The sequence below is a fragment of the Mesorhizobium sp. M7A.F.Ca.US.005.03.2.1 genome (genome assembly GCF_003997795.1).
GTDB classification, from domain to species: Bacteria; Pseudomonadota; Alphaproteobacteria; order Rhizobiales; family Rhizobiaceae; genus Mesorhizobium; species Mesorhizobium ciceri.
The window spans coordinates 1-3,498 of sequence record NZ_RZRP01000679.1 but is presented as its reverse complement, the minus strand read 5'-3'; the positions used below and the strand labels follow the sequence as shown (position 1 = coordinate 3,498).

3 protein-coding genes are annotated in these 3,498 nt (G+C 62.2%); 1 reads left to right on the top strand and 2 read right to left on the bottom strand.

The window, feature by feature from the left end; translation table 11 throughout:
* Together EN991_RS28185 and EN991_RS28180 are read right to left on the bottom strand one after the other, a co-directional pair.
* Positions 1-1,176 (bottom strand): Xaa-Pro peptidase family protein (locus EN991_RS28185; RefSeq protein WP_164769419.1); only part of this gene is annotated, 1,176 nt, incomplete at its 3' end.
* A gap of 62 nt (positions 1,177-1,238) precedes the next feature.
* Positions 1,239-1,460, bottom strand: coding sequence for a hypothetical protein (locus EN991_RS28180; RefSeq protein WP_127224205.1), 222 nt, complete (start codon positions 1,458-1,460; stop codon positions 1,239-1,241).
* Between the two features lie 90 nt (positions 1,461-1,550).
* Between EN991_RS28180 and EN991_RS28175 the strand changes: the two genes are divergently transcribed.
* The gene (locus tag EN991_RS28175) at positions 1,551-3,161 is read left to right on the top strand and encodes an ABC transporter substrate-binding protein (protein ID WP_127369978.1); all 1,611 of its coding nucleotides are present in this window, start codon (positions 1,551-1,553) and stop codon (positions 3,159-3,161) included.
* The last annotated feature ends 337 nt before the right edge of the window (positions 3,162-3,498 follow it).

Here is a 3,498-nt window from a genome sequence, read left to right as displayed (position 1 = left end):
CCTGTTCCACCCCCGGCCCCGATCACCGAACATCACATAACCAGCGTCCGTCACCGCCAGCGTGTCTTCCAGCTTGATGAAGCCCCGTGTCGGGTGGAGCATGGTCGTCTCCACCGAAAGCACCATGTTCTTCTCCAGCGGCTTGGCCGCATAGGTGCCTTCATAGGTCACCGGGTGGTTGGTCATCAGGAACGGCGCCTCGTGCGTGATCAGCCCCATGCCATGGGCGAAGAAATCCGTGTAGGGCGCGACCTTCGAAGCCTTCAGCACGCCCTCGGCATGCGAAATCATGTCGCCGCCCAGCGTGCCCGCTTTGACTTTTGAGAAGGCCGCCTGCTGCACCGTCTCGACCTCGGCCAGCAGATCTTCGAGCTCGGCATCCGGTTCGCCGAGAATGCCCATCCGGCAGAGGTCCCCTATATAGCCGTGATAATTGCCGCCGGAATCGATTGACAGCACCTCGCCTTTTTCCCACGCCTGCGGTGAAGCGGCGCGGTTGTGGCTGGCACCCAGCGTCAGCAGGCAATATTCGAAATGGATGCCGCGATTGGTTTCCTCGCGCCGCAGCTGCTCGATGATCTCGCTTTTAGTCGTGCCTTCACGCGCCCAGGCAATGGTCGCCAGCATGGAATCGGTGATCAGTTCGGAGGCCGTGCGCAGCTTCTCCAGCTCCGCATAGGTCTTGATGGCGCGCATACGCTCCAGCATGTCGGTCGCATCGATCAGCCTGGCATCCGGCAACGCCTTGCGGATCAGCGTATAGGCGTCCGATGGCAGGAAGCCAGGCTCGATGCCGATGCGCGCGCCGGCCTTGCCGATCTTCTGCAGGTGCTCGACCGCAAGGTTGGCGGCGTCGAGCGTGCCCCAGCAGGCGGCGTGCAGCGTCGGCGTCCAGAACGGATTGTTCTGGTGCTCGCCGCCCTCCATGCGGTTGCCGATATAGGCGGCATGGTCCGGCCCGCCCTTTTCGTACACGACGATCGGCAGGTACCGGCTGTGGCCGATCGCATCCATGGCGGCGAAGAAGATGAACTTGTAACCGCCCAGCAGGTATTGCGTGTTGTGCTTGGAGGTGGCGAGCAGCACATCGATGCCGGCCTCCTCCATCAGCCGGTCGACCCTTGCCTGGTCGAACGGGATATTGCCGACGGCATTCTTGCCCGGAGCAATGTTCATCTCTCTCTCCCTGAATTGCCTGGGACCGCCGGCCGTTCCGCTCGCGATCCCCTGGCCATGACTCAAATCTGCACCATTTTGCCCGTTCTGGTCCAGCCAGAAATAGGGCAAACAGCACCGTTCCATGTCATCATACCTTTGTCCGTCGCATATCCCATCAATTTGGTCCTACCAGATTGACGCGATAGAAGCGCATATTCCAAACTGGTCCAGCGGACGAAAATTTCAAAGCCAAGCGAGGATGCGCCAATTCCGTCTCTGGCGAAACCCTCGGCAAGGCTCATAATCGCCGCCGCAAGGATGCTGGCGGGCTTGCCGGCGTTCGAGGGGTATTGGCGCGCCCAACCGGGTCGCGGAGGGGACGGAGTTCGATCATGTCAGGTTTCACGATTTCCAGGCGCACGATGCTTTCCGGCTCGGCAATGCTGCTGGCCTCCACCGCCATCCCGACACCGGGCTGGGCGCAGACGCCGAAGAAGGGCGGGCGGCTTGTGCTTGCCGCCGATTCCGAACCGCGCAACCTCAACCCGGCGATCGTCGCTTCCAACGGCGTCTTCTTCATCTCCAGCAAGATCGTCGAAACGCTGGCCGAAGCCTCCTACGACGGCAAGGACGGACTCGCGCCAAGGCTGGCGCTGAGCTGGGAGGGTGCCGCCGATGGGCTCTCGGTGACGTTCAAACTGCGCGACGGCGTCAAATGGCATGACGGCAAACCGTTCACCTCGGCCGACGTCGCCTTCTCGGCGCTGCAAATCTGGAAGCCGCTGCAAAATCTCGGCCGCACCGTGTTCAAGGATCTGGCCAGCGTCGACACCCCTGACGATCTCACCGCCGTGTTCAAATTCGCCAAGCCGACGCCGTTCCAGTTGATCCGCAACGCGCTGCCGGCGCTGAGCAGCGTGGTGCCGAAGCACATCTACGAGGTCGGCAAGATCGAGGACAACCCGGCCAACAACGCGCCCATCGGCACCGGGCCGTTCAAATTCGCAGAGTACAAGGCCGGCCAATATTACCGGCTGACCAAAAACACCGACTACTGGGGCAAGGACGAGCCCTATCTCGACGAGATCATCTATCAGGTGCTGCCGGATCGCACGTCCGCGGCGAGCGCGCTGGAGGCCGGAGAGATCCAGCTGGCGGCCTTTTCCGCCGTGCCGCTGGCCGACCTCGACCGCATCTCGAAAGTGCCGGGCCTGAAAGTGATCACCAAGGGTTACGAAGGGCTGACCTATCAGCTCGTCGTCGAGATCAACCATCGCCGCAAGGAACTGGCCGATGTCAAAGTGCGCCAGGCGATCGCGCATGCCATCGACAAGGATTTCGTCGTCAAGACGGTGTTCCTCGGCTATGCCGCGACAGCCACCGGCCCGGTGCCGAAGAACGATCCACAATTCTACACCGCCGATGTGCCGACCTATGCCTTCGACGTCGCCAAGGCCAACGCGCTGCTCGACGAAGCCGGCTACAAGAAAGGCCCGGACGGCAAGCGCTTCACGCTGAAACTGCTGCCTGCGCCCTATTTCAACGAGACAAAACAGTTCGGCGACTATCTGCGCCAGGCGCTCGCCGCCATCGGCATCGACGCTGAGCTGGTCAACAACGACTCGGCCGCGCACATCAAGGCGGTCTACACCGACCACGCCTTCGATCTCGCGGTCGGTCCGCCGGTGTTCCGCGGCGATCCGGCGATCTCGACCACCATCCTGGTGCAGAGCGGCATTCCCGACGGCGTGCCGTTCTCCAACCAGGGCGGCTACAAGAACGATGCGCTCGATGCGCTCATCGCCAAGGCATCGGAGACGCTCGACGCATCAGCCCGCACCGACCTCTACAAGGAGTTCCAGAAGGCGGTGGCTGCCGACCTGCCGCTGATCAACGTCGCCGAATGGAGTTTCATCAGCGTCGCGCGAGACACCGTCGGCAACATCGCCAACAACCCGCGCTGGGCGGTGTCGAACTGGGCGGACACGTATTTGGAATCGTGACAGAATTGCGCGGATGAAAATTCGCGAAATCATCGTAGGCTTTGAGTTCTACGAGGCCCCCCTCTGTCCTACCGGACATCTCCCCCCCAAGGGGGGAGATTGGCCGCTTGTCTGTCCCGCGAATTCTTCAACGTTGGAGATTGGCGAAGCCAAAAGAGACAGCCGATCTCCCCCCTTGAGGGGGAGATGTCCGGCAGGACAGAGGAGGGTGCCTAGGCGCGGTCCTAATCAACGTATCGCCAACCCATCGACGCCCCCATGAACCGCGCCCTCACCCTTCTCTGCCGCCGCCTCGTCGGCAGCGGAGAAGGGTGAGGGCGCGGTTCATGGGGGCGTC

Coding starts and splice junctions, on each gene's coding strand:
- EN991_RS28180 (WP_127224205.1), bottom strand. CDS start 1,460: ATGAGCCTTGCCGAGGGTTTCGCCAGAGACGGAATTGGCGCATCCTCG.
- EN991_RS28175 (WP_127369978.1), top strand. CDS start 1,551: ATGTCAGGTTTCACGATTTCCAGGCGCACGATGCTTTCCGGCTCGGCA.